Source organism: Shewanella sp. SM68 (genome assembly GCF_025653925.1).
Taxonomy (GTDB): domain Bacteria; phylum Pseudomonadota; class Gammaproteobacteria; order Enterobacterales; family Shewanellaceae; genus Shewanella; species Shewanella oncorhynchi.
In genome coordinates this window covers 370,809-392,689 of the sequence record NZ_JAKKRU010000003.1, presented here as the reverse complement: position 1 = coordinate 392,689, position 21,881 = coordinate 370,809, and the positions used below count along the sequence as shown (strand labels likewise).

Here is a 21,881-nt window from a genome sequence, read left to right as displayed (position 1 = left end):
GAATTTTACCCATAAAAAATGCGCCCTCAGGCGCATTTTTTCACTGTTTTTTACACCATAAATGCGTGTTTTACACTTTCTTGAACAGTAATGAACCGTTAGTCCCACCGAAACCGAAGGAGTTACACAGAGCGTAATCCATCTTCACGTCACGGGCTGTATGGGCAACAAAATCTAAGTCACAACCTTCATCTGGATTATCCAAGTTAATGGTTGGCGGTACGGCTTGGTCGCGCAGTGCTAGCAAAGTGAAAATCGCTTCAACCGCACCCGCAGCACCTAACAGGTGACCCGTCATTGATTTAGTCGAGCTAACCAGTACTTTATAAGCGTGGTCGCCAAATACTGACTTAACCGCTGCCGCTTCCGCTTTATCACCAGCTGGCGTCGACGTACCGTGGGCATTGATATAACCAATTTGCTCCAGTGATAACTTAGCGTCATTAATAGCATTGACCATAGCCGCCGCAGCGCCTGCTCCGTCACTTGGAGGCGATGTCATATGGAACGCATCACCGCTCATACCAAAACCGACTAATTCGCCGTAAATGGTCGCACCGCGCGCTTTTGCATGTTCGTACTCTTCCATCACCATCACACCAGCACCATCACCGATCACAAAACCATCACGGTCTTTATCCCATGGACGGCTCGCCGCAGTCGGATCGTCATTGCGTGTCGATAACGCTTTCGCTGCACCAAAACCTGCCACGCCTAAAGGAGAAGTGACATCCTCTGCACCGCCGGCAACCATCACGTCTGCATCACCATAGGCAATGGTACGCGCCGCGAAACCGATATTATGCACGCCCGTAGTACAAGCGGTCGTCACGGCGAAATTTGGCCCTTTCATGCCAAACATGATCGACAAGTGGCCCGAAATCATATTGATGATGGTACTAGGTACGAAAAAAGGAGAAACCTTACGCGGGCCACCATTCATCAATGCGCTGTGACCTTGTTCAATCAACCACATACCGCCCATACCCGCACCAATAGCAGTACCGACACGACCAGGGTTTTCTTTACTCATGTCCAGACCTGAGTCTTGGATAGCTTGGATGCCAGCCGCCATACCGTATTGAATAAAGAGGTCCATCTTACGGGCGTCTTTTTTCGTTACGTATTGCTCAACATCGAAATCTTTTACTGAACCACTGAAACGAGTGGTAAATTCACTGGCATCAAATTTGGTTATCGGTGCAATACCACTCTTACCCGAAAGCAAAGCCTTCCAAGTAGTATCGACAGTATTGCCCACTGGAGTTACTAACCCCAAACCGGTTACCACTACACGACGTTTAGACACGGCAGTCACCTTTAAATGCTAATTTGTTAATTCAGATAGAGGACACAGGGTTTTCTATCATTAGACAATTTCTTAAATAATTTTTATTTAGAAAAATTCGCCAATCTGCGGCGAGCATCTCGTGGATAACAATTAAAACACGATCCAGAGACGATTGAATGGCACGGAGGCAGAATTTGACGGGGGTAAAACAAAAACAGGCGGCAAAAATGCCGCCTGTCTTCAAGAATTCAGAATTACTGATTCTTAGAAACGTAGTCGATCGCTGCTTGAACAGTAGTGATCTTTTCAGCTTCTTCATCAGGGATCTCGGTATCAAACTCTTCTTCCAGAGCCATAACCAACTCAACAGTGTCCAGAGAATCTGCACCCAGATCGTCAACGAAAGATGCCGCTGGCTTAACGTCTTCTTCTTTAACGCCCAGTTGCTCTACAATGATTTTCTTTACACGTTCTTCGATGTTGCTCATTAGTTTTCTTTCCTATTCAAATTACGCACTTGCGTAAGATTGCGAGTAGTTTATTAGATTTGGCTGACAATGCAAGCTTAGTTTTCGTGGTCTAACCACGAAATTTCACTATCAATTGATACAGATCACTACTCAGTTGCGACAGAAATCCCTGCCATTCGCCCTTAAACCATGTACATGCCGCCATTCACATGCAAAGTTTCGCCTGTGATGTAAGCGGCTGAGTCCGAGGCCAAAAAGAGCACTGCATTGGCAATTTCTTGCGCTTGCCCTAATCGTTCCATCGGAACCTGTGACATGATAGCTTTTTGCTGCTCTTCGGTCAGCTCATCTGTCATATCGGTCTGGATAAATCCAGGAGCGATAGCATTAACTGTAATTTGACGAGATGCAACCTCTCTTGCAAGAGATTTTGTAAATCCAATCAAACCCGCCTTTGCTGCCGAGTAGTTAACTTGACCTGCATTGCCCATGGTGCCTACCACTGAACCGATATTGATGATTCGGCCAAAGCGCTTTTTCATCATGGTACGCATCACAGGTTTTGACAGTCTAAATAACGATGTCAGGTTGGTGTCGATAATATCCTGCCATTCATCATCTTTCATCCGCATCAGCAGATTATCACGGGTTATACCCGCGTTGTTGACTAGAATATCAACATCACCCGCTTTTTCTTTGATCGAAGCGAATAAATGTGTAACAGATTCACTATCTGTGACATTAAGCACTAAACCAAAACCTTTGTCACCCAGATATTCTTGGATTGCCGCAGCGCCCTTCTCACTGGTTGCGGTTCCAATAACCACTGCACCTGCTTCGACCAGTGTCTCAGCGATCGCACGGCCAATACCGCGGCTCGCACCTGTCACCAAAGCCACTTTGCCTGTTAAATTCAGGTTGAAACTCATATAAACTCCTTACTCAGTTAATGCTGCTAATGAAGCAACATCATTAACCGCTTGGGCTGATAGTGATTTATTAATTCGTTTTGCTAATCCTGTCAATACTTTACCAGGACCACATTCCACCAGTTGGGTAATGCCTTTTTGGGCCATTAGCTCAACAGTTTCGCTCCAGCGGACAGGACAATATAACTGACGCACTAACGCATCTTTAATGTCATCAGCAGAGGTGGGTGATGCCACATCAACGTTATTAATCACTGTAATTGTTGGGGTATTAAACTGTACATCGTTTAATGCCACGGCCAGTTTATCCGCCGCAGGTTTCATTAATGCGCAGTGTGATGGCACGCTGACAGGTAGAGCCACCGCCATTTTAGCGCCCGCTGCTTTACAAGCTGCTGCAGCGCGCTCAACTGCGTCTTTTTGACCTGCAATGACCACTTGACCAGGACTGTTAAAGTTAACTGGACTCACCACCTCACCTTGAGCCGCTTCGGCGCAGGCATTAGCGATACTCTCGTTGTCCAAACCGATAATCGCATACATAGCACCCGTGCCAGCTGGAACCGCTTGCTGCATCAGTTGACCACGTAATTCCACCAACTTAATCGCGTCTTTAAAATCCATAACACCGGCGCAAACTAAAGCAGAATACTCACCTAAGCTGTGACCCGCTAGTATAGCTGGCATAGGTTTGCCTGAAGCCACGTAGGTACGCCAAATCGCCACGCTCGCCGCTAATAGGGCTGGTTGAGTTTTATCGGTTTCATTTAAGCTTTCAACAGGACCTTGCTGAACCAATGCCCACAGATCATAACCTAAGACGTCACTCGCCTCAGCAAAGGTTTGTCCAACAACAGCATGAGATTCGGCAAGCTCGGCTAACATGCCTAGGGCTTGTGAACCTTGGCCCGGAAATACAAAAGCAACATTTTCCATATTCAAATTACCTATGGCTAACTTAATTTATTGAAAAATCATGTGGAACACACATGTAGAACTTAGAAACGAATGAGCGCACTGCCCCACGCAAATCCAGCACCAAAGGCCTCAAGCAACAGTAATTGTCCGCGCTGAATACGGCCATCACGTACGGCTTCATCCAATGCAATGGGCACTGACGCGGCAGAAGTATTACCGTGTTTAGCTAAAGTCAATACGACTTTCTCAAGACTCATATCGAGCTTTTTAGCGGTAGCATTGATAATTCGGAAGTTGGCTTGATGTGGCACTAACCAGTCAATTTCTGACTTATCGATATTGTTAATGCGCAGCGTCTCAGTCACCACATGGGACAATTGAGTCACAGCCACTTTAAAGACATCGTTGCCTTTCATGGTCATAAAACCGACCGCTTCAGAAGTTTCGCCTTTACGTGGTGGGAAAGCGCATTTCAATAAGTCACCTTGGCGACCGTCGGCATAAATGTGGGTCGAAATGATCCCTGGTGTTTCGGATGCGCCTATCACAACCGCGCCCGCACCATCACCAAATAAAATAATCGTTGAACGATCTTCTGGCTCACATAAGCGAGACAGTACATCGGCACCAATCACTAATACTTTTTTAGCCGCGCCCGTTTTTACAAATTGATCGGCAACAGATAAAGCATAAACAAAGCCTGAACACGCCGCTGCGATATCAAAAGCTGGAATGGTATGCACGCCAAGCATGGCTTGAATTTCACAAGCTGCAGCCGGAAAAGCATTGGGAGCACTGGTGGTGCCGCAGACGATCATGTCTAAATCTGATGCTTCTATGCCAGCCATTTCTAGCGCTTTTAATGCCGCTTGGTAGCCCATAGTTGAAACGGTTTCATCGAAAGCCGCAATGCGACGTTCTGATATACCTGTACGTTCAACAATCCATTGGTCAGTGGTTTCCACCATTTTTTCCAAATCTTGATTGCTACGCACCTGCACCGGTAGATAACTACCAGTTCCGAGAATTTTTGTATGCATAAGGAGGGATCAGTTATTTATATCTAAAAGAATCGACTCCAAACGATCTTTTATCATTTCAGGGAGTCGACGTTGAGCTTCCGTTACTGCCAAACTAATTGCTTGTAAATAGGCAGTTTCATCCGCGTTTCCATGGCTTTTTACAACTATTCCGCGCAATCCTATCAGACTTGCACCGTTATAGTGGTCGGGGTTCATCTGACTAAGGACCGCCTGGATACGAGGGGCGATAAGTTTAGCCAGAAAACGAACGAATAAACCTTGGGTTAGTCCCCGTTTTAACTGATGTACTAATAACTTGGCAATACCTTCAGAGGTCTTGAGCGTGATGTTACCCACAAACCCATCACAAACAATCACATCCACATTACCGGAATAGATTTCATCCCCTTCGATAAAACCTGTGTAATTGATTTGTTCTGTGTGTTGCAGCAACTGCGCGGCTTGCTGAACTTGGTCATTACCTTTAATTTCTTCAACGCCCACATTGAGCAAGGCGACTTTTGGCCGAGATTTCTTATCTACCGCTTCGCACAGGACTGAGCCCATCACGGCAAATTGAAATAAGGTTTCCGAGTCACAGGAAATATTCGCGCCCAAATCCAACAAATAAACCGGTTTTTGAGTCACCGCAGGTAAACAACTGACTAATGCTGGTCGATCAACACCAGGCAAGGTCTTCAGCAATACTTTCGCCATTGCCATCAGCGCCCCTGTGTTACCGGCACTCACACACGCTTGTGCGCGGTCGTCACGCACTAACTCAATAGCCAATCGCATGGAACTGTTTTTACGTGTACGCAAGGCATGCACAGGCCTATCGGACATACTAACGACTTCATCGGTATGAATGATTTCTATGCGCGAAAGTAAACTCGCTTCGGCTTGACGTAGATAGACATCAATTTCAGTCTTGTCACCGACTAAAATGATTTTAAGAAAAGAATGTAATTGTAGTGCCCGCAAGGCTGCAGGCACCGTGACGTGGGGGCCATGATCACCACCCATTGCATCTAACGCAAGCGTCAGATTCGTCATTAGGAAACCAACAAATTACTTGTTGATTACCTTTTTACCGCGATAGAAGCCATCTGCAGTCACATTGTGACGCATATGGATTTCACCGCTGGTAGCGTCTACAGACAGCTGAGCAGTGCTCAGTGCGTCATGTGAACGGCGCATTCCGCGCTTTGAACGTGATTTTTTGTTCTGTTGTACAGCCATTGGCCTGTCTCCTCGATTACTTGCTCTTCAGTTTTTCTAACACTGCAAACGGATTTGGACGCTCCTCTTGAGCGGGTTCTATCTCGCCTACAACCATGTCTTTAGATCCTGCACTGCAATCAATTTCTTGATGCATTGGGATTATCGGCATAGCGACTATCAATTCATCTTCGATCAATTGATGTAGACGCACTTCGCCAATTTCATTGCACTCAATTGGGTCATACGCATCCGGGAGCTCATCGATTTCTGCTTTAGTCCGACATGGACCAAAACAAAACTCGACCGTAACCTCAGTGGTAAATAGTGTCATGCAACGTTGACATATCAGAGTGAGCTCCGTCACAGCCTTCCCTTTCAGGTAGACTATCCCCTGTAAATCTACGCCACATTCAAGCGACACTGCCACATCGGAACAGTCGCCGGCACATAACTCAGTTAATCTTTTCAGTTGCACACCAGGAACAACGCCCTGATAAACTAGGCGACTCGAGGCGGCGCGAAATGGATCAATTGAAACCGGTATCTTTACTGTTTGCATAAGGCGCGCATATTATAGTTTGAAAACGCTAGAGTCAAAGAAAAAATGCTAACTTAAGTCCCAGTTTGCGACTTAAGCCTTTCCCCTGCCCCAACATTGAAATTGACGGAAGCGAAATAGTACCCAAGCATGGGGCCGCATACAAGCGCAAGCCGCCTAAAATAGTCGCATTCATTGAAAAGAAACCGTAAAAGACGAAACTCTTGCACTCTCTCGCATTGATTGGTCACAATATGAGTCACTCTTTTGCGGATATCTCATTATGCCAACCCCATTAATCTTAGCTTCGACGTCTGTATATCGACAATCTTTACTGCAAAAACTCGGGTTACCCTTCGAATGCTGCAATCCTAATATTGACGAAACGGCGTATCTCGAAGAATCGGCCCATGCTTTAGTGCTGCGATTAGCCAAAGCAAAAGCCGTCGCGGGAGCAGAACAATTCCCCGATGGTCTGATTATTGGTTCCGATCAAGTTGCCGTCATTGATGACAAGATTATCGGTAAACCCCATCATTTTAATAATGCCGTCGCGCAGCTCACTCAAGCCTCAGGCAAGGCAATCACCTTTTATACTGGTCTTGCACTCTATAATGCCAAAACTGGCGCTATGGCCGCTGAGGTTGAACCCTTTACGGTTCATTTTAGGCACCTTAGCCATGCGCAGATTGTGGCATACGTAGAAAAGGAAGAGCCCTACTACTGTGCAGGCAGTTTTAAGAGCGAAGGTTTAGGTATCGCGTTATTTACAGAGCTCGAAGGGCGCGATCCCAATACCTTAGTTGGCTTACCACTGATATTACTGACGGAAATGCTGTTAGCCCAAGGTGTAGACGTTCTTGCTTAAACGTTTACCAAGGCTTTGCTCTATTTGCTCAGTTTATTGAATCGATGACGCGCATCAAAAATACCGAGCTACTGAGTCGTTTCATCGACGAAAAGATGAGACGTAAATAAAAGTGATAAGGAAGTCTCATGCGCAGCCGCATGTATTGCCGCTTCAGTATTAAATAGCAGTGTTAGAGGTATTGCAGTAATTGCTTTGGTGAATCAATCAAGGCGATAGGTTTTGCCCGCAGCAACTTTTCAGCACTGTGAGCGCCATAGGTCACACCAACGCTATCAATCCCTGCATTGGCCGCCATGGTTAAATCCAGCAGAGAATCACCCACCATTAAGGCTCGGTTCGGGGCAATATTCAATTCTTTCAGCAAGCTTGAGATCATTTCAGGATGGGGTTTGCTGTGCACTTCATCAGCGCAGCGTGACGCAACAAAGTATCGACCTAAGCCTGTTTGCTCAAAGACGCGATCAAGTCCCGCACGGGCTTTACCAGTTGCGACGGCTAACTTATAGCCTTGGCTATGCAAGTCATCAATTAACGCTGGAGTTTGCACAAACAAGGGCGTTGGCGTGGTGTCTAAATGCAAATATTGTGCTTTAAACTCAGCGCGCATCTGCTGATATTGATCATTTTCGCCTTGGCTGAATGCATTATTAGAATGTAGAGGCTGAGAATATACAGAAGAAGCGCTGCAATTAAGCCCCTCAGGGAACAGGACTCGCAGCGCTTCTGTCATAGAAAGACCAATAATATCGCGAATGTCACTTTCAGTTGGGATAGGTAACTGCAATGCCTTAGCCATATTTTCAATACAAGTGATAATTTTACCGATGGAATCCATCAGAGTGCCATCCCAATCGAAAATCACTAAATCGTATTGCTTTATCTTCATCCTTGAAACCTATCCCCGTCGATTACGCACGCTTTAACTTATCGAGTAATTGCGACAAATTTTCATCTAAAGGCGCAGAAACCCGCATCACTTCATCATTTTCTGGATGAATGAACATCAATTCAGCGGCATGTAAAAAGAGTCGAGTTAAGCCTAATGCACGCATGCTATCGTCAAACCCTTGCTCGCTGTACTTATCATCACAGGCGATTGGATGACCGGCAAATTGACAATGCACCCGAATTTGATGAGTACGTCCAGTGACAGGGCTTGCCTTCACTAAAGTACAACCTTGGTAACGCTGCATAATTTTAAAGCGCGTTTCTGAAGGTTTACCCTCAGCATTAACACGCACAATGCGCTCACCCGATTTAAGGGTGATTTTCAATAAAGGCTGTTTAACGGCTTTATCTTGAGCAGACCATTCCCCTTTAACTAAGGCCAAATAGTCTTTCTGCATCTTTTTATACCGAAGCTGATCATGCAGATGTTTAAGCGCGCTACGCTTTTTAGCCACCAACAACACACCAGAAGTATCTTTATCGAGACGATGTACTAGCTCTAAAAACTTTTGTTGAGGACGCAGTGAACGCAATGCTTCAATCACACCGTAATCGACTCCACTACCACCATGCACGGCAATGCCAGCAGGTTTATTCAGCACGATCAAATGATTGTCTTCATGCAAAATACGATCTTCGAGTTGCGAGACTTTACTTAAGTTCGCCGATGGTGCGGTACGGTTATCCGGCTCTGCCACGCGGACTGGCGGAATACGTACTATGTCGCCAATCTGCAACTTGTACTCGGGTTTGATGCGTTTCTTATTCACTCGAACCTCGCCCTTGCGGACAATGCGATAGATCATGCTTTTCGGCACGCCCTTCAGCTTGGTCATTAAGTAGTTATCAATACGCTGTTCGAAGTGATCTTCATCAATCGTGATCAACTGAACCTGTTGTGGGGTGGATTCTATATTCATGATGCGCCATCTAATTATAACGGTCGCCATTGTACAACAACTGAGAAGAATTGTGCCTTTCCATTGCTGAATTTTTTGATTATTGCTATATTTCACCAGCGATTAGGGATAAGCCGTGAATAAAGTGTTCACAACGCCCTGATCCCAAGCGGAAAATTTAACGGATAAAAAAAGATTTTCTTGATAGCAAATCATTGATTTGCAAATCGTATACAGAGTAAAAATACCACAAATGCGTTTTTTACGATTAAATCGAGAAAGTCACCTTACTTTAATAAGGTTTACCCTAGGTTTTCCTCCCCGATTTCGAAGGATATTTTAACCTGTCGTCAGACAAACCGATTCGACTTGGGCATTACCGGAACGAAACTAAAGAATTTATGGGGTTGGTTGATGTTTTACAACGAATTCCTTGTTTTTGTAATCATTAAAAAATAAGCCATAAATAGGATGCGACACGCAGCGACTGCGTCTAACAGTAATGCGCACCTCTTGCCTAGCCACCAGCCGTGAGGCTCAGTTGATCTACTGCTAGGCCCGTAATGCAGCGAAGCGCGATGTTTGATGACCTCTATTTAAAGAAGAATGACGTCATCATGAAACGTATGTTAATCAATGCAACTCAATCAGAAGAGTTGCGTGTTGCCCTTGTTGATGGGCAACAACTGTATGATCTAGACATTGAAAGCCCAGGTCATGAGCAAAAAAAATCAAACATTTACAAAGGTAAAATTACCCGCGTAGAACCGTCTTTAGAAGCCGCTTTCGTCGACTACGGTGCCGATCGTCACGGCTTTTTACCACTGAAAGAAATCGCTAGAGAATATTTCCCGAAGGGATATTCGTTCCAAGGTCGCCCAAACATCAAAGAAGTGGTCAGTGAAGGACAGGAAGTTATTGTCCAAATTGACAAAGAAGAACGCGGCAATAAAGGTGCAGCCTTAACGACCTTCATCAGCCTTGCAGGCTCTTACTTAGTATTAATGCCAAACAACCCACGTGCTGGCGGGATTTCTCGTCGTATCGAAGGTGATGAACGCACTGAGCTAAAAGAAGCGATGGCTGACTTAGAAGTGCCTGCGGGCATGGGTCTTATCGTGCGTACTGCGGGTGTAGGCAAAGAATCTGCCGAGTTAAAGTGGGACTTAAAAGTTCTACAACACCACTGGGCGGCGATCACCGAAGCTTCACAAGTTAAAGGCGCACCTTTCTTAATTCACCAAGAAAGCAATGTGATAGTTCGCGCTATTCGTGACTATTTACGCCGTGACGTGGGCGAAATCCTCATCGATCATCCACGTATTTTTGAAGAAGCGAAGCAACATATCGCCTTAGTTCGCCCTGATTTCGTTGAGCGCGTAAAACTGTACGAAGCTGAAGTGCCATTATTCACTCACTTCCAAATCGAATCACAAATTGAATCCGCCTTCCAACGCGAAGTACGTCTGCCATCTGGCGGTTCGATTGTTATCGACCCAACTGAAGCCTTAACCTCAATCGATATCAACTCTGCCCGTGCCACTAAAGGCGGCGATATTGAAGAAACAGCACTGAACACTAACCTCGAAGCCGCCGATGAAATTGCCCGTCAATTGCGTCTCCGCGACTTAGGTGGCTTAGTGGTTATCGACTTTATCGATATGACGCCAGTGCGTCATCAGCGTGAAGTTGAAAACCGTTTACGTGATGCTGTGCACCATGATCGTGCTCGCGTGCAGTTAGGTCGCATTTCTCGTTTCGGTTTGATGGAAATGTCGCGTCAACGTCTGCGTCCCTCTTTAGAAGAATCTGCAGCGCATATCTGCCCTCGCTGTCATGGCCAAGGCACGATTCGCAGTACCGAGTCTTTAGCACTGTCAATTTTACGTTTGATGGAAGAAGAAGCCATCAAAGAAAACACCTCACAAATCGAAGCGATTGTGCCTGTGGATGTTGCAGCTTTCTTGTTAAACGAGAAACGCAAAGCCATTCGCATCACAGAACAGCGTCACGATGTCGAAGTGTATGTGATACCTGACGCACACATGATGACGCCTGATTACCGCGTGATCCGTCACCGTAGTGATGATGAAATCAGTGAATCAAGCTATAAGCGTATAGAGCATCCTGAAGCCAAATTGTATGAGCCACGCAAACTGGAACGTACTGCGGCGCCTATTCCGGCATTAAAAGGTTTTGCAGCGCCACAAAAAGTAGAACAAGCCCCATCACCAACGGTGAAAGTTGAAGCGCCACAACCAGGCTTCTTCAGCAAACTTGTGAGTGCAATCAGTGCCATGTTTGCGCCAAGTGAAAAAGCTGAACCTGTAAAAGTTGTTGAAACTAAAGCAACTGATACCAGTGCGGCTAACGCAAATCGCCGTAACCGTCGTAATGACACTCGCCGCCCACGCAATGCCCAAGATGCCGACAAAGCAAAAGAAGGCACTCGTGAGCCGCGTAGCCGCAATCCAAAAAAACCGGCTGATGCAGTAGTCAGCACACAAGAACGTCCAGTACGCGAAAAAGAAGAAGCGGCTAAACGTCCAGCTAAAGCTGAACCTAAGCCACGCGTACAAGCGCCAAAAGATGTTGTTGCTGACATTGAAGCAGATGATGCCCCTAAGCAAGAAGTCGCCCGTGAGCGTCGTCAGCGCCGTAACATGCGTCGTAAGGTGCGTATCGATAATGGCCATAATACGCCAGATAATGCGATCCCAATTGCACCTGAAGATGCCGCAGAAGTGTTAGCGGAAATTGCAGCCCTTAACGCCGCAGCGGCAAGTACTGTCAGTGTTAATGCCAAAGCGGAAGTCATTGCCCAAACGCCAGCAGAAACTAAAGCGCCAAGAACACGTCGCCAGCCTCGTAAAGAAGCCGCACCCGCTCAAGAAGCGCAAGAAAATATTGTGCTAGAAGAGACAACTGTAATTTCTACTGTAGTAGAAACACCTGCGGTTGATGCTGTTAACACAGCTGAAAACACCTTGGTTGACACAGCAGCTCATACTGTAGCAGCGGATGCAGTATCGCAAGATAGCGAAGTTGATGCAGACAACGAAAATGCTAATGCTGATGATCAATCAAAACGCGAGCAAAGAGATGGTCAACGTCGTAGCCGTCGTAGCCCTCGCCACCTTCGTGCAGCGGGTCAACGTCGTCGTCGCGACGAAGATGACCAAGGTACATCAACGCCAGCGCAATTCGTTCCTAATGACGAATTAGGTGCTGACCAAGAGTACCCAAGCGAAATCGTCAGTGTTCGAGTGGAAACTCCTGTTGTTGCAACTCAAACAACAGCGGTAACTGAACCAGCCGTTAAAACTGCTGACGTCGAAATAGCTGAAACAAGTTCAACTCCAGCTGTTGAAGCTCCTGCTGTTGTTAAAGTCGAAGCAAAAGTTGAGCCTCAGCCTCAAACAAATGACGTTGCAGCAGTTGAAACTCAGCAAGTTGAAACTAAACCTGTTGTGACTAAAACCACTGAAACGAAAGCGGAAGAGCCAAAGGCTGCTGACGTAAAAGTTGACCTTGCGTCAATCGTTGAAACTCAGGTGACCAGCGTTACTGCTGAAGCCGTAGTCGTTGCAGTCCCATCAGTTGAAAGCTCAGTGACTAAATCAGTAGCAGTACCCAAAGCTGAAGCCGCTAAAACCGAAACACTTGTCGAGCCAAGTGTTGCACCGAGCGCTGAAGTAAAAGAAGCCGTGAAAGCAACAGCCTCTGCGCCAATGGCCAGACCGGCTGCTATAGCTAAGCCTCAAGCCACAGTACAAACAGTTCCAACAACACCGCAAATCACGGATGCAGTTGTTGTCAGCAAGCCGAAAGCCACCAGCCGCTTTGGCTCTATGGTGTCTTCGGATATGACCAAGCCTGTCGTTGAGGTGAGAGAACAAGTGGCAGTCCCTAAAGGACGAGAGTATGAGAATACTGCGAACGAAGAGTCTACTGCCAAAATCAAACTCGCTAATGGTGCAGAGTCTGATATGGCACGTCCATAATCACTTAAGCTAAACCAGAAAAGCCATGCAATTGCATGGCTTTTTTATTTACACTGTAATACTCACACAATATTTAAATTTAGCTCAATCCATTTTTCGGCTTAATCGTAGTCCCTTGAATAACATAACCCATCAAAAGATCCTCGGTATATAGTTCTCAACTTTAAGTATTCTTGTGTTGTCACTAACGTCACATTAGAAGCAATAAACATGCTAACAAAATATCAGGCCAATACCCGCCAGTAGAAAGGGCTCTTAATCCATTTAGTGCTAACTGTAGACCCCTCCTTTATAAGTTAGGGAAACTAGTCGAGGGAGAGCATTATCCCGCTATAAAGTAGCCGATAATTAAGTTGGATTAGCAGCCTAAAGCTTCTGTCGGAAATACTTAAATGTACGAAATGCAAGGCATATCAATAGCAATATTCGTTTTTTGGTCGACTCCAAAACACATCATAAATAAGAGAATATTATTTAATATCAAACACTAAACGCTTTTTCAGCCTCGAATCTTTACTACAAGGCTTTCAGCCTTAGGTGCAGCTTAGTATATGTAGGATGACTAAGTGCAAGAAATGTAAATGCACCAATAATATTCGGCATCACTGATTTACAAAAAATGGATGATTAGACACATTCGCGTTCGACATTGAATATAAGATTACGCAAAAACTAAACTCGATAAGAGCAAGCGTTAAGAGTTAGCATATAATGGAATTGAATGTTACAGGGGTAAAAATAAGGAGAGTGTATCAAATGGTTTTATTGAAAATTTTGGAGATATCAAAATTGGGTTCTAACAGAGAAAGATTAGATGATTAACTTCAGATTTAAGCATTAAATTAATGCGACATGTTAAGTGGATCTCGTCGCTTATACTGGATTCAACAATCTAAACTAAATGAAATCTTATTTTCGCACAAATAAAAAGAGCCACGGAATTAACCATAGCCCTTTAATCCATTGCTATCAGCTCTAGGCTAACAGCACTGAAAATTAACCAATGATAGTTACGTTTTCAGCTTGTGGACCTTTTTGACCTTGAGTCACAGTGAAAGACACTTTTTGGCCTTCATCAAGAGTTTTGAAACCGTCAGAGTTGATCGCACGGAAGTGTACGAATACATCTGGACCAGATTCTTGCTCAATGAATCCGAAACCTTTGTCAGAGTTGAACCACTTAACAACACCAGTAACTTGAGACATAATATAAATCCTGTAAATAAAAAATTAAAGCCTTAACGGCGGGTGGAGCTGGAAAATGCCGGTATTACTTATGTTTACAGGACGAACTGGTCGTATTGAACACATAAATATAAGCCCAACCTTCAAGCTGATAAGACTATAAACCATTCTAAAGATAAGTCAACACACTGCGACACTTTGGATTATTTATTTTGCCTAAATCTACTTTACGGTTTTGCAACCGGCTAGCAGAACACTAGGTTCATGCTGTTTAGCAAGTACAGTTAAGCATTTTAAATAATTTATTTCAATAGCTTAATCTTATCGCTTACTTTGAAATCCGATGCACTTCAATTTGGAAATCCAATTCACAGTTCAGTCCTTGCAACGCAAATGCTTGCTTTTGGGCATGAGTAAACTTCCAAGCATAGGGCGTCATTTCTAAAAAATGAGCGATATGTTCACTATTTGCCAGCTCTAACTGGGAGATTAAGCGTTCCTGATGAAGACACTCAAATCCAGCAATATGCGCTGTGGAAACGGGATGTAATCTTGGCTCAGCATAAATTTGTTGTTTCAACGCAAAATGGTGTAAAGGTCCCGGAGAAACCGTTATCAGTAAGCCTCCATCAGCCATAATCCGTTGTAACTCTTCTACTTTTGAAGGGGCATAAATACGAATGGCAAGATCGACACTTTGGGATGCGATTGGCATTTCATAGGCACTTGCGACACAAAATTGCAAATTAGGGTAACGTTTAGCTGCATATTTAATTGCAGACTTAGAAATATCTATACCTTGTAAATTGCAATCATGGTGCTGGCTCAACACATGGAATAAACGTTGACTGTAGTACCCTTCCCCACAGCCTATATCGAGGATTTGTTTTGCTTCGGCACTAAACTCAAGCGCGAGCTCATTCACTCTATCACTCAAACCTTGATAGTAACCCGCGTTTAAAAATTCACGCCGAGCAAACATCATCTGTTTATTATCACCAGGATCTTTTGAGTTTTTCTTCTGTACAGGTAATAAGTTGACATAGCCTTCTTTGGCCATATCAAACTTATGTTGCTGTGAACAACCCCAAGTTCGCTCCGTTAACGTCAGTGGGGCGGCACACAGGGGACATAAATAATGCATAATGGACTCTTATCATTTAGCTAAATTTGGGTAAAAAAGTTTACGTTTCGTCTTCCATCAATCGGTCTACCATCAGGATCAATTCCGGTGAAGCGAGTAATTCATAACACTCTAATTTTCTTAATAGCTTATCAGTGTTATCGACATCATTAGCAGCGCGGCTGTAGTTTGGTCGCTCAAACATATGGGTATAGGTTCTAAATAACCATTGTTGTTTCTGCAGTAGCAAGGGATCGATCCTTAATACTTCATCAGCAAGGCTGGCGTGACATTGACCAAGCTCCCCGCGCATAAACGACTGCAATTCTAATCTAACCTGCTCGATTTCGGTCATGTAAATTGCAAGAGATTCAGATGATGCGGCATAGTCGTAGTGCCTTGCTAACAGTGCTTTAGCAACCATTAACGCTTTGGGCTCATGCAAAACCCGTAAATCCGCTTCTAAGGGAACTAACTCAAACTTTGAATTGGCTTGTAAGGCAAAAGTTAAGTCATTATCTGCACCTAAATGACGAGTCGTATCTAAGGTAAAAGATACACCTCGCCTCAATTCTGCCGCACAAAATTTCGCAGCTGTTCCCATCCGTGTATAAAGCCTAAAACCTTGCCCAAGGCTGCGGGTTATTGGTGTATTGAAAGCCTGAGGGCTTTGCGGTAACGATTCGACCTTAAGACCCATAAACGGCTGGAAGCGGATGACTATATTTTGCTGAATTCCGGCTTCAGCTATGACGATAATCTCTAGTAAAGGGGCATTGATCGCCTGTGACACAATAAAATCACTCACATCGTCGGGTAGCCGTAATGTGAGTATTGATGCCTTTTCAATATCAAGCACCATAGGTTCATTTAGAAATTGATGGTACATAAGACATTATTCTCCTATTTAACCGCAATTGTACCGTCCAATACCAATTAAAATCACTCCGTAAACCATTACCATCGCAAGGTATGACTTAATCTTCATGATGCCGTAAATCGGCATTCGATAAATAGTAGTGACATTGCGTGGTAGCATATTTATGCCTCCAGTGATCTATAACGTTAAGCACAGGAAGATGTAAGTGACGTATACAATGAACTTCACGTAACCATTCACCCAATGTAAAACTCACGATGCACCCAGCCTAGAAAGTGACGAACCTAGTCAGCGTTATTAGGCATCGCTCGGCTTAGCGCCAGAAAACCATTCGGTATGCTGGTCACCTTGACGGCCAAAATAGGTTACACGTTTACCTCGCAAAAACACGAAATAACCTTGAACTCCTGCATTCATAGCGCGCTGGCAGAAAAGCCGAAATGTTTGCCCATGCTGCTGACTATCCAAGATGGCAGCTCTGAGTTCAATCACATTAAAATTTTCAGCAATTAATGGAAGTCCCTCAAATGAGAAAGGTGATTGCACTGTAGTACCTGCTGCGCTATAGAAAGTAAATGACTTCGAGGCATAGTCTACATAGTAATACTCGACACCTTCAGCAATAAGATTGCCGACAATTTGAGGAAATGGTATTAATCCAGACAAGGTTGCTTGTGCAGATTCTAAAATTTTATCCGAGTTCATTGATGTCCCCTCTGGGTCTTGAGTGGTCAATTTATATGTTCAACATCAGCAGTAGAGCCAAAGTGATAGCACTGTAAAAACGTGGAGCATACGCCAGCGCTGGTTAAACGCTCAAAGTACGTTCTCATAAATGATTAACGCAATAAACACGACCTTCAAACTTCCCCCAAAATCGTTGCCAGACTACAAACACGTTTATGCATATATAACGTAAAGCCATATTAAAAACACTATGGCTAAACAACATAAGGACTTTAAAATATTCTGCGAGCCACTCGCACGCAGTGCCAACACCGTTGGGGTGTCTAAATTGATTTACAACTCACATAAACCCAAACTAAAAAAATGTATCATTTACACTTATCATCTGTTTCTTTATCCCGCAAGCCACCTAGGCTACTGCTAAAATAAGCACACCGAATCAATTTCAACCTCTAGCAATGAGTTTATTGATGGATAATTTACAGCGACTGGGCATTATTTTTTGTATTCTTTCCCTGTGGGTCTTGACAAACATACCCGTCACTTATGCTAATGATCAATTCATTATCAATCAGTCAGAATCCAAGCTTGATCACAGATATCAGTATACTTATGACCTTTTACAATTAGTTATTGATGCAACCAAAGCCGATTTTGGTGAAGCATCACTGCAAGTCTCAGATCTAATAATGAGTCGAAATCGTATCTTCAGAGCATTACAAGAGGGTGAAACCATCAATGTTATTGCAGAAGCCTCTAACCTACAGTGGAATAAACAGCTTATTCCAATAAAAATTCCCATTAGAAAAGGCATTCAGGGATTTAGAATTTTTATTATTAAAAAGGAAAATGTACCTAGGTTAGCCCAAATCACCTCTCTAGCGCAGTTAACTGCTCTTGATACTGGTTCAGGTAGCCAATGGTCAACTAAAGTTGCCATGCAACAAGCAGGATTTAAGATTATAGAAAGCAATCAATATGACAGTTTATTTAATATGCTATCAAAAGGACGGTTTATAACATTTGGCCGCGGAGTGAATGAAGTATTTCAGGAGGTTGAGCAGTTTAATCAACAATATCCAGATCTCGTTGTTGATGAAAGCATCATGCTACATATTCCACTAGCGACATATTATTATGTTTCGCCTAACAAACCTCGCTTAGCTCAGCGAATACAAATTGGCCTCCAGAGAATTATCGATAATGGTCAATTTGACCAGTTATTTTATCAACGCCATTGCGATTTTTTGATAAAAAGTAAATTGAATCAACGATTAGTTTTTAAAATTGACAATCCTTTTATATCTGAATCAGAAATGACTTCCATTGTCGGTAAAGATTTCTTACTCAATCCAATGGATGACTTTTCCATATTATGTAAGAAATATCATTGAATAGGCTTCATCAGATAAACGCTTAGGGTCCGTCATGACTTAAAAACATCTCTCGGAAAATGGGATAAAAAACAGCAAATCGCGGCTTGAATTGAAGGAGGTTAGATTTTTGGGATTGGGTATCAAGAAATCAAACGAAAACCTTCAAGGGCATTAGCCTTGAAGGAAACTTTTTTAGAATTGCACTCTGACACCAATAGCCGCTGAGCGACCTGGCATAGGGGATAAATGCCTTAGGAAACTGTTATGTGGGCGCGCATCTACATCGGTAAGATTATCTAAGCTTAGGTAGAATTGAGTCGGCACTTTCGAAATGACTTGATCTAAAGTGATATTGGCTCCGAGCAAAGCATAAGATTCAGAGGGCCTCTCAAATCTGCTAACGTCACCTTGTGAATGATAGCGAACATAATCGATGGACACAGTAAGCTCATCATACTGCCAATTTAGTGCAGTGCCTGTTTTGGATTGTGGTGTTCGAGGCATTGAAGTGCCTTCTAAGCTACGGCGAAAGAATTCGTCCCGCTCACCTGCGAGAGGTAGGCGAGTACTAAAGATATCGTAACTACCATCGTATTGATATCGAGGAGTATTTCTCACTCTGTCAGTAAATGCGCTGAGCTCAAAAACTCCCCACCTTTGCCACGGGAAGGTATAAATAGCTTGTACCTCTAACCCTTGATTGTTTGTATCTGCTTGGCGCCATTCACGAACATAAGTACCGTTACGCTCAAGGCCTGTACTACCAAGATAAATAAAATCATTGAATTGATTTTGATACCAACTTGCCATTAGCTGTAAATCGGCGATTTTAGCGGTGGTATTTATTTCAAAGGAGTGATTAATTTCCTTTTTAAGATTTGAGCTGCCCTGTTCTTCAATTAACAGAGCATAGTGTGGGTTACTGGCGTAAAGCTCATTCATTTCAGGAGCACGCTCGGCATGAACGTAATTGACTCGTGTTGACCAATTTTGCAATATGTCCCATTGCAGTGATCCTGAGTAGCTTTGGAGATAAAAATTTCTATCTTTAACATTCGCTCCTGAGCCTCGACCTACCTTGTAACCCTCTGCGTTTACTTGGTGCTTAATCGCATCATAACGACCTCCAAACTCAAAAGTAACCGGACCAAAGTGCAGGGTTTGTAGCGTATAGGCTGCATAGTTTTGACTATCGACATCAGGCATGTAATTGTCATAGCCCTCCCCTTTATAGGCTTTAGTGTCGTACTGTAATCCTAAGACACCATCGAAGTTTGATGTCCAACTATGATAGAGCTTAGGGCTAATGACCCAAGAGGTAAGTTCGAATTGGTTGACGGATACCTCTGCCATATGCTCATCATCGACTTGATTCGAATAGGCGCCATCGAGGCTAAATGAGTTTATCCAATTGTCATCCCAGTTTTCGACATACTTCATATCTACGCGATCACCACGGGAGAAAATTCGAATATTACCCCGTTGATCAAAATCCACTGGTGCGCTGCTGCCACGACGCATAAATCCAGGAATACCGCGATGAGTGTCCGTATAACCATAAGCCAAACCCAAAAGACGTTGTTGGCCAGTGTAGCTTCCGCCTGCCGAGAATGATGATGTGTGGTGGCTGCTGTTAAGCACAGTGCCATTACTGTCTATTGAGTAGTCGGTGATAATTTGTTGTTCTAAAGGTGTAGCATCTTCATAGCGTTTTAATTGATTGTTCATCTGCCACACAGGTTGCGCATATTTGATTTGGCATAGATCGGCAAACTGTGCAGCACCTACGACTTTTGACCACGTTTTACAATCGCTGTCTTTAGAATATCCAGGGATATAGTAGTCACCACGGTCTTTGTTGATCATATTCAGCGCAAAGTTAAAAGATTCATTCCCTACAGTAAGTTTTGCCAGTGCGGTACTTGTACTATTGAAGCCAGCTTTCACTTCAGCGCGACTGTTAAACCCATTGATTGGGCTTAATGGAATACGACCATCTTGGAGATCAACAATGCCTGCCATCGCTTGCCCACCATAGGCAATCACAGCTGTAGGACCTTTAATGACCAAGATACTGTCAGCAAGAAAGGGCTCGATGGGGATGTATTGCTCCTCACTCACCGACGACATATCCTCAACTTGAGTTCCATTGAGCAACATTTTAACCCTGTTTCCACCAAATCCACGGATTTGTGGCCTACCCGATGAGCTACCAAAAAAACCACTGTCTACCCCCGGTAATTGGCTTAAAGTTTCTCCTAAGGTATCGGCTTTACGATTATTTAGTTCATCGCCGCTGAGTTCGATTTTACTGGCTTGTATTCTTTGGCTTAATGGTTTTTCTAAAGCATGCCCAGTGACATTGATACGTTCAATAGGTTCTGCTGAAACAGCTAAAGTGCCAACACCTAATAACAGAAGGTATTTGTGGGAATTCATTTTGTGGGTCGTCTCCATATGATTACTGCTGAAAAAATGATATGTTATAACGTATCACCATGTATCAGTCGAGTTCAATATGAATGAAAGCAAATTAAGTTACTGATTGTAAATGGCAATCAGAACAACACTCGGTATGGTGATTGATGATTGCTAACAAAGATTGTCATTAGAAGGGGTGGATCAGGTAAACTGTGCAAGTATGATCATTTCAAAAAAATTGGCAGTTCTATGACAGGAAAAAATCTTGATTTACTGCGTGAAGCAGTGAAAAAGTGTGAAGAAAAAGGCATCAATCTTACCAGTAAGCGCAAAAAAGTACTTATCGTATTACAGGATCATGATGTTCCTTTGTCTGCCTATGAAATTGCCGATGTGTTAAAACAAAGTTTGGGCGAGAGTTTACCCATAATGTCTATCTATCGCATGTTGGATTTCTTAGTACAGGAACAATTAGTCCATAAGTTATTAACGGTGAATAAGTATATTGCCTGCCATCATGTATGCGATCATCACATTCACAATCAATTTTTAATTTGTAATACTTGTCAAAAAGTCACGGAGATAGCATTGCCCACTGCTCTTGTTGAACAGTTACAGTTGAATGTTAGCCAAGCAGAATTTACCTTATCGAGCCCACAGCTTGAATTAGCGGGTTGGTGTCATGAATGTCAGCAGCAACATAATAGTTAGGTTAAGTTAAGTACATTAACTAATTTGGAACGCTATTTATCATGGTTGCTGAACTTATCCCATACTCACAGTAACGCTATAAATCCCCCAGCCACCGACATTCTGGTCGATAATGTCCGTCTAAAATCGTGGATATGCCAGTCTTGGCTTAATATCGCGGACCAGCTCATTAATGAAAGCAACATTACCCGGTCGCTTGCCTTGGGAAAGCGCCATGGCGAGTGATATAAGTTCCACTGTTCTTATAATATCTCGAGTAAAGCAGAACTGATCGGCCTTCGAATGTGTTAAGCGGTTTCCAAAACGCATGGGGATCTATATTATTTGCCACTGAGTTACGTAGCTCAGGGATCAGTTTCCGTGCGTCAGCAAGTTCTAAATCCG

General features: G+C 43.8%; 19 protein-coding genes. 4 read left to right on the top strand and 15 right to left on the bottom strand.

Going from position 1 to position 21,881, the window contains the following annotated elements; genetic code table 11:
- Positions 1-70: 70 nt before the first annotated feature.
- From fabF to yceD, 8 genes are all read right to left on the bottom strand, one after another.
- Positions 71-1,309 carry a beta-ketoacyl-ACP synthase II gene (gene fabF / locus L5M40_RS07305; RefSeq protein ID WP_006087466.1) on the bottom strand — a complete coding sequence of 413 codons (1,239 nt, stop codon included), beginning with the start codon at positions 1,307-1,309 and terminating at the stop codon, positions 71-73.
- 236 nt (positions 1,310-1,545) lie between these two features.
- Positions 1,546-1,779, bottom strand: coding sequence for an acyl carrier protein (acpP, locus tag L5M40_RS07300; protein WP_006081231.1), 234 nt, complete (start codon positions 1,777-1,779; stop codon positions 1,546-1,548).
- 164 nt (positions 1,780-1,943) lie between these two features.
- Positions 1,944-2,690 carry a 3-oxoacyl-ACP reductase FabG gene (gene fabG, locus L5M40_RS07295; protein WP_006081230.1) on the bottom strand — a complete coding sequence of 249 codons (747 nt, stop codon included), beginning with the start codon at positions 2,688-2,690 and terminating at the stop codon, positions 1,944-1,946.
- A gap of 9 nt (positions 2,691-2,699) precedes the next feature.
- The gene (gene fabD, locus L5M40_RS07290; RefSeq protein ID WP_263177337.1) at positions 2,700-3,626 is read right to left on the bottom strand and encodes an ACP S-malonyltransferase; all 927 of its coding nucleotides are present in this window, start codon (positions 3,624-3,626) and stop codon (positions 2,700-2,702) included.
- A 62-nt stretch (positions 3,627-3,688) separates the two neighbouring features.
- The gene (locus tag L5M40_RS07285; RefSeq protein WP_131523925.1) at positions 3,689-4,648 is read right to left on the bottom strand and encodes a beta-ketoacyl-ACP synthase III; all 960 of its coding nucleotides are present in this window, start codon (positions 4,646-4,648) and stop codon (positions 3,689-3,691) included.
- A gap of 9 nt (positions 4,649-4,657) precedes the next feature.
- On the bottom strand, positions 4,658-5,686 hold the full coding sequence (gene plsX / locus L5M40_RS07280) for a phosphate acyltransferase PlsX (RefSeq protein WP_028760370.1): 1,029 nt from the start codon (positions 5,684-5,686) through the stop codon (positions 4,658-4,660).
- Positions 5,687-5,701: 15 nt separating this feature from the next.
- Positions 5,702-5,872, bottom strand: coding sequence for a 50S ribosomal protein L32 (rpmF, locus tag L5M40_RS07275; protein ID WP_006081226.1), 171 nt, complete (start codon positions 5,870-5,872; stop codon positions 5,702-5,704).
- Positions 5,873-5,888: 16 nt separating this feature from the next.
- Positions 5,889-6,413, bottom strand: a complete 525-nt coding sequence (gene yceD, locus L5M40_RS07270) for a 23S rRNA accumulation protein YceD (protein ID WP_028760371.1) — start codon at positions 6,411-6,413, stop codon at positions 5,889-5,891.
- Between the two features lie 262 nt (positions 6,414-6,675).
- Between yceD and L5M40_RS07265 the strand changes: the two genes are divergently transcribed.
- Positions 6,676-7,260 (top strand): Maf family protein, encoded by a 585-nt coding sequence (locus L5M40_RS07265; RefSeq protein ID WP_198572246.1) that lies wholly within the window; start codon positions 6,676-6,678, stop codon positions 7,258-7,260.
- 172 nt (positions 7,261-7,432) lie between these two features.
- Here the strand turns inward: L5M40_RS07265 and L5M40_RS07260 are convergent, their stop codons facing one another.
- Both L5M40_RS07260 and rluC read right to left on the bottom strand, forming a co-directional pair.
- Complete coding sequence (locus L5M40_RS07260) at positions 7,433-8,149, bottom strand: HAD family hydrolase (protein WP_168823747.1); 717 nt, start codon at positions 8,147-8,149, stop codon at positions 7,433-7,435.
- Between the two features lie 22 nt (positions 8,150-8,171).
- Positions 8,172-9,131 (bottom strand): 23S rRNA pseudouridine(955/2504/2580) synthase RluC, encoded by a 960-nt coding sequence (gene rluC, locus L5M40_RS07255; RefSeq protein ID WP_105252860.1) that lies wholly within the window; start codon positions 9,129-9,131, stop codon positions 8,172-8,174.
- 542 nt (positions 9,132-9,673) lie between these two features.
- Between rluC and rne the strand changes: the two genes are divergently transcribed.
- Complete coding sequence (rne, locus tag L5M40_RS07250; RefSeq protein ID WP_263177338.1) at positions 9,674-13,114, top strand: ribonuclease E; 3,441 nt, start codon at positions 9,674-9,676, stop codon at positions 13,112-13,114.
- Positions 13,115-14,110: 996 nt separating this feature from the next.
- On the opposite strand, the gene L5M40_RS07245 is transcribed toward rne, so the two are convergent.
- The 4 genes from L5M40_RS07245 to L5M40_RS07230 form a co-directional block, all read right to left on the bottom strand.
- Positions 14,111-14,320, bottom strand: coding sequence for a cold-shock protein (locus tag L5M40_RS07245; protein ID WP_011789734.1), 210 nt, complete (start codon positions 14,318-14,320; stop codon positions 14,111-14,113).
- Positions 14,321-14,627: 307 nt separating this feature from the next.
- Positions 14,628-15,443 (bottom strand): 23S rRNA (guanine(745)-N(1))-methyltransferase, encoded by an 816-nt coding sequence (rlmA, locus tag L5M40_RS07240; protein ID WP_173245473.1) that lies wholly within the window; start codon positions 15,441-15,443, stop codon positions 14,628-14,630.
- A gap of 40 nt (positions 15,444-15,483) precedes the next feature.
- Positions 15,484-16,311 (bottom strand): hypothetical protein, encoded by an 828-nt coding sequence (locus tag L5M40_RS07235; RefSeq protein WP_263256459.1) that lies wholly within the window; start codon positions 16,309-16,311, stop codon positions 15,484-15,486.
- A gap of 288 nt (positions 16,312-16,599) precedes the next feature.
- Entirely contained in the window at positions 16,600-17,007 is a 408-nt protein-coding gene (locus L5M40_RS07230; RefSeq protein ID WP_028760378.1) for a DUF1398 family protein, read from the bottom strand.
- A gap of 452 nt (positions 17,008-17,459) precedes the next feature.
- Here L5M40_RS07230 and L5M40_RS07225 point away from each other — a divergent pair, with 452 nt between their 5' ends.
- Positions 17,460-18,383 (top strand): hypothetical protein, encoded by a 924-nt coding sequence (locus L5M40_RS07225; protein ID WP_263256457.1) that lies wholly within the window; start codon positions 17,460-17,462, stop codon positions 18,381-18,383.
- A 174-nt stretch (positions 18,384-18,557) separates the two neighbouring features.
- On the opposite strand, the gene L5M40_RS07220 is transcribed toward L5M40_RS07225, so the two are convergent.
- Positions 18,558-20,804 carry a TonB-dependent receptor gene (locus L5M40_RS07220; protein ID WP_263177636.1) on the bottom strand — a complete coding sequence of 749 codons (2,247 nt, stop codon included), beginning with the start codon at positions 20,802-20,804 and terminating at the stop codon, positions 18,558-18,560.
- Between the two features lie 231 nt (positions 20,805-21,035).
- Between L5M40_RS07220 and L5M40_RS07215 the strand changes: the two genes are divergently transcribed.
- Positions 21,036-21,497 carry a Fur family transcriptional regulator gene (locus L5M40_RS07215; protein WP_113938804.1) on the top strand — a complete coding sequence of 154 codons (462 nt, stop codon included), beginning with the start codon at positions 21,036-21,038 and terminating at the stop codon, positions 21,495-21,497.
- The last annotated feature ends 384 nt before the right edge of the window (positions 21,498-21,881 follow it).

Coding starts and splice junctions, on each gene's coding strand:
- acpP (WP_006081231.1), bottom strand. CDS start 1,779: ATGAGCAACATCGAAGAACGTGTAAAGAAAATCATTGTAGAGCAACTG.
- fabG (WP_006081230.1), bottom strand. CDS start 2,690: ATGAGTTTCAACCTGAATTTAACAGGCAAAGTGGCTTTGGTGACAGGT.
- fabD (WP_263177337.1), bottom strand. CDS start 3,626: ATGGAAAATGTTGCTTTTGTATTTCCGGGCCAAGGTTCACAAGCCCTA.
- L5M40_RS07285 (WP_131523925.1), bottom strand. CDS start 4,648: ATGCATACAAAAATTCTCGGAACTGGTAGTTATCTACCGGTGCAGGTG.
- plsX (WP_028760370.1), bottom strand. CDS start 5,686: ATGACGAATCTGACGCTTGCGTTAGATGCAATGGGTGGTGATCATGGC.
- rpmF (WP_006081226.1), bottom strand. CDS start 5,872: ATGGCTGTACAACAGAACAAAAAATCACGTTCAAAGCGCGGAATGCGC.
- yceD (WP_028760371.1), bottom strand. CDS start 6,413: ATGCAAACAGTAAAGATACCGGTTTCAATTGATCCATTTCGCGCCGCC.
- L5M40_RS07265 (WP_198572246.1), top strand. CDS start 6,676: ATGCCAACCCCATTAATCTTAGCTTCGACGTCTGTATATCGACAATCT.
- L5M40_RS07260 (WP_168823747.1), bottom strand. CDS start 8,149: ATGAAGATAAAGCAATACGATTTAGTGATTTTCGATTGGGATGGCACT.
- rluC (WP_105252860.1), bottom strand. CDS start 9,131: ATGAATATAGAATCCACCCCACAACAGGTTCAGTTGATCACGATTGAT.
- rne (WP_263177338.1), top strand. CDS start 9,674: ATGCAGCGAAGCGCGATGTTTGATGACCTCTATTTAAAGAAGAATGAC.
- L5M40_RS07245 (WP_011789734.1), bottom strand. CDS start 14,320: ATGTCTCAAGTTACTGGTGTTGTTAAGTGGTTCAACTCTGACAAAGGT.
- rlmA (WP_173245473.1), bottom strand. CDS start 15,443: ATGCATTATTTATGTCCCCTGTGTGCCGCCCCACTGACGTTAACGGAG.
- L5M40_RS07235 (WP_263256459.1), bottom strand. CDS start 16,311: ATGTACCATCAATTTCTAAATGAACCTATGGTGCTTGATATTGAAAAG.
- L5M40_RS07230 (WP_028760378.1), bottom strand. CDS start 17,007: ATGAACTCGGATAAAATTTTAGAATCTGCACAAGCAACCTTGTCTGGA.
- L5M40_RS07225 (WP_263256457.1), top strand. CDS start 17,460: ATGGATAATTTACAGCGACTGGGCATTATTTTTTGTATTCTTTCCCTG.
- L5M40_RS07220 (WP_263177636.1), bottom strand. CDS start 20,804: ATGAATTCCCACAAATACCTTCTGTTATTAGGTGTTGGCACTTTAGCT.
- L5M40_RS07215 (WP_113938804.1), top strand. CDS start 21,036: ATGACAGGAAAAAATCTTGATTTACTGCGTGAAGCAGTGAAAAAGTGT.